This window comes from Streptomyces sp. NPDC107546 (genome assembly GCF_055639175.1).
In genome coordinates this window covers 1-3,022 of record NZ_JBVKBA010000078.1, presented here as the reverse complement: position 1 = coordinate 3,022, position 3,022 = coordinate 1, and the positions used below count along the sequence as shown (strand labels likewise).

Sequence of the window (3,022 nt, the reverse complement as noted above, 5' to 3'; positions counted from 1 at the left end):
TCGGCGGGGTCCGCTTCCCCGCCATCGGAGAACTGCCCTACCTGCTCACCCTCGCAGGCCACGGCTTCTACTGGTTCCGCCTCCGCAAGGACGTCGCCTAGTCGTCCGGTCGGGGCGGTTTCCACCGCCCCGACCGGGGCACGCAGGCAAGTAACCCCCCGACCGTCCCCGGGGAAAGGACGCACGCCATGCCGGAAGCCGTCATCCGTCCCACCACGACCCACCCCGGCCTGCTCGCCTCCCTCGATCCGCTGCTGCGGGAGTGGTTGCCGCGACAGCGCTGGTTCGCGGGCAAGGGACGGCCGGTCACCGGGTTCTCCCTGGTGGCGGCCACCGACCTGCTGCCGCCCGGCGGCCCGCTGGGCCTGGTCCACCTCCTCGTGCGGGCGCACCAGCCGGACACCCCGGCGCCCGGCGCCCTGCCCCACCCCGGGGACTGCTACCAGCTGCTGATAGGCGTCCGCGAGGCGCTGCCCCGGCACCTCGCACCCGCGCTCATCGGGCATCTGGAGGACGGCCCGCTGGCAGGACGGACCGTCTACGAGGCGCTGTACGACCCCCGGGCCGCCACCGTGCTCCTGGAGGCGATCCGTAGCCGCGCCCGCGTCGGCCCGCTGCGCTTCGAGGGGGACACTCGCCAGGAGATACCGGAGGGGCTCGTCCCGAGGCTGGTCACCTCCGAGCAGTCGAACTCCTCGATCGTCTACGGAGATACGTTCATCCTCAAGCTCCTGCGCCGTGTCCTGCCGGGCGTCAACCCCGATCTCGAACTGCCGCTGGCACTCGCGCGCGAGGGCTGCCCACGGGTGCCCGCCCCGGCCGGCTGGCTGCTCGCCGACCTGGACGACCTCGAGGACCCGTACGTCCTGGCCGTGCTGCAGCCGTATGTGCGGGGCGCGACGGACGGCTGGGAGCTGGCGCTGCGCGAGCTGGCCAAGGGGGAGGACTTCACCGCCGAGGCCCGGGCGCTCGGGCGGGCGACCGCCGAGGTGCACACGGCGCTGGCCCGCACCCTGCCCGCGGTCACCCTCGGCCACGCCCAGACAGGGCTGCTGGTCGACGGCATGATCGAGCGCCTGGAGACGGCGGCCCAGGCGGTGCCCGCGCTGCGGCCGTACGCGCCCCGGCTGCGCTCCGCGTTCGAGGCACTGGGCGACCTCGCGGCCGAGGGGCGGGTGTGGACCGCCCAGCGCGTGCACGGCGACCTGCACCTGGGGCAGTGCCTGCGCTCGCCGTCCGGGGACTGGTCACTGATCGACTTCGAGGGAGAGCCGTCGAAGTCGCTGGCCGAGCGCCGGATGCCACAGCCGGTGGCGCGGGACATCGCCGGAATGCTGCGCTCCTTCGACTACGCGGCTTACTCTGCCGTCCCGGCGGACCCGGAGTGGGCCACGGAGTGCCGGGCCGCCTACTGCTCCGGTTACGCGGAGGTCGCCGGGCGCGATCCACGCACCGAACCGGTACTGCTGCGCGCGTACGAGACGGACAAGGCCGTCTACGAAGTCGTGTACGAGGCCCGCCACCGGCCCGACTGGCTTCCGGTCCCGATGGCGGCGATACGCCGCCTGTCCGCCGACCCCACACCATGACCCACCATCGCCTGCCGAGGAGGCCCCGTCCGTGACCCCCCGTCCTCCGTCCGACGACAGCACGAAGAAGAGCGCCGAGGGCCGGCCGACGGCCGGTGCGCAGAAGGCGACAGCGGCTGCCTCAGAGCCGCCGACGGCCGGGAAGAAGAAGGCGGTGGCGAAGAAGGCGGCGACCGGGGCGAAGAAGGCCACGGCGAAGAAAGCGGTCGCGAAGAAGGCCGTCGCGAGGACACCGGTCGCGGAGGTGAAGGGGACCGCCGCCCAGAGCGAGAGCACCGCGGCGAATGAGGCAACGGCCGGGAAAGCGCCGGTGAAGAAGGCACCAGCCAAGAAGACGGCGACGAAGAAGACGGCAGCCAAGAAGACCGTGGCGAAGAAGGTCGTCGCGAAGAGGGTCGCCGCGAAGACGACGGCGGCCGGGGTGGTCGCCGAGAAGGCGGTGGCGCAGAAGGCATCGGCTGGCACAGCGCCCGCGAAGAAGACGGCGGCCAAGGCGGCCAAGACGACGGTGGCGAAGGCACCAGCCAAGGAGACGGCGACCAAGAAGACGGCCGTGAAGGAAGTCGCCGCTCAGAAGGTGGCCGCTCAGAAGGTCGCCGCGGCGGACCCCTCGGCCGGCGTGGCCGGGTCCCCCGCACTCGCGGCCGGGGACCGTGAGCGGCTGCTGGCCGGCACCCACCACGACCCGCACGCCGTGCTCGGCGCGCACCTCGTGCCGGGCGGTGTCGCCGTGCGGGCCTTCCGGCCGTATGCGCTGTCCGTGACCGTCCTCGCCGGGGATGTGCGTGCCGAGCTGCACGACGACGGGGACGGCTTCTTCTCCGGACTGCTGCCGCTGCCGGACGTACCCGAGTACCGGCTGCTGGTCGAGTACGAGGGCACGGTCCAGGACACCGAGGACGCGTACCGTTTCCTGCCCACGCTGGGCGACCTCGACCTGCACCTGATCGGCGAGGGACGCCACGAGGAGCTGTGGAAGGCACTCGGCGCCCACCCCATGACCCACCAGGGCGTGAGCGGCACCCGCTTTTCGGTGTGGGCGCCGAACGCACGGGGCGTGCGCGTGGCCGGGAGCTTCAACTTCTTCGACGGCACCGGCTTCCCGATGCGCTCGCTCGGCTCGACCGGGGTGTGGGAGCTGTTCGTGCCCGGTGTCGGCGAGGGCGAGCTGTACAAGTTCGAGATCACCCGCCCCGACGGATCCAAGACGCTGCGCGCCGACCCGCTGGCCCGCCGCACGGAGGCCCCGCCGAACACGTCCTCGGTCGTGTGCGCCTCGCACCACGCGTGGGGGGACGCGGAGTGGATGGCCCGGCGGGGTGAGCGGCCGGTGCACGAGGCGCCGTTCTCGGTGTACGAGGTGCACCTGCCGTCCTGGCGGCCGGGGCTGACCTACCGGCAGCTGGCTGATCATTTGCCGGGGTACGTCAAGG

Annotated in this window: 2 protein-coding genes and 1 pseudogene; all 3 read left to right on the top strand. The window is 72.7% G+C overall.

Annotation, left to right across the window (positions count from 1 at the left end; all coding sequences use genetic code 11):
• Nucleotides 1-101: pseudogene (locus ACZ7L1_RS39175) on the top strand (alpha-glucosidase C-terminal domain-containing protein); the annotation flags it as partial.
• Between the two features lie 87 nt (nt 102-188).
• On the top strand, nt 189-1,589 hold the full coding sequence (locus tag ACZ7L1_RS39170) for a maltokinase N-terminal cap-like domain-containing protein (protein ID WP_471444482.1): 1,401 nt from the start codon (nt 189-191) through the stop codon (nt 1,587-1,589).
• A gap of 31 nt (nt 1,590-1,620) precedes the next feature.
• Nucleotides 1,621-3,022, top strand: a 1,402-nt coding sequence (locus tag ACZ7L1_RS39165; RefSeq protein ID WP_471444480.1) for a GlgB N-terminal domain-containing protein, incomplete at its 3' end; no start/stop codon positions are given.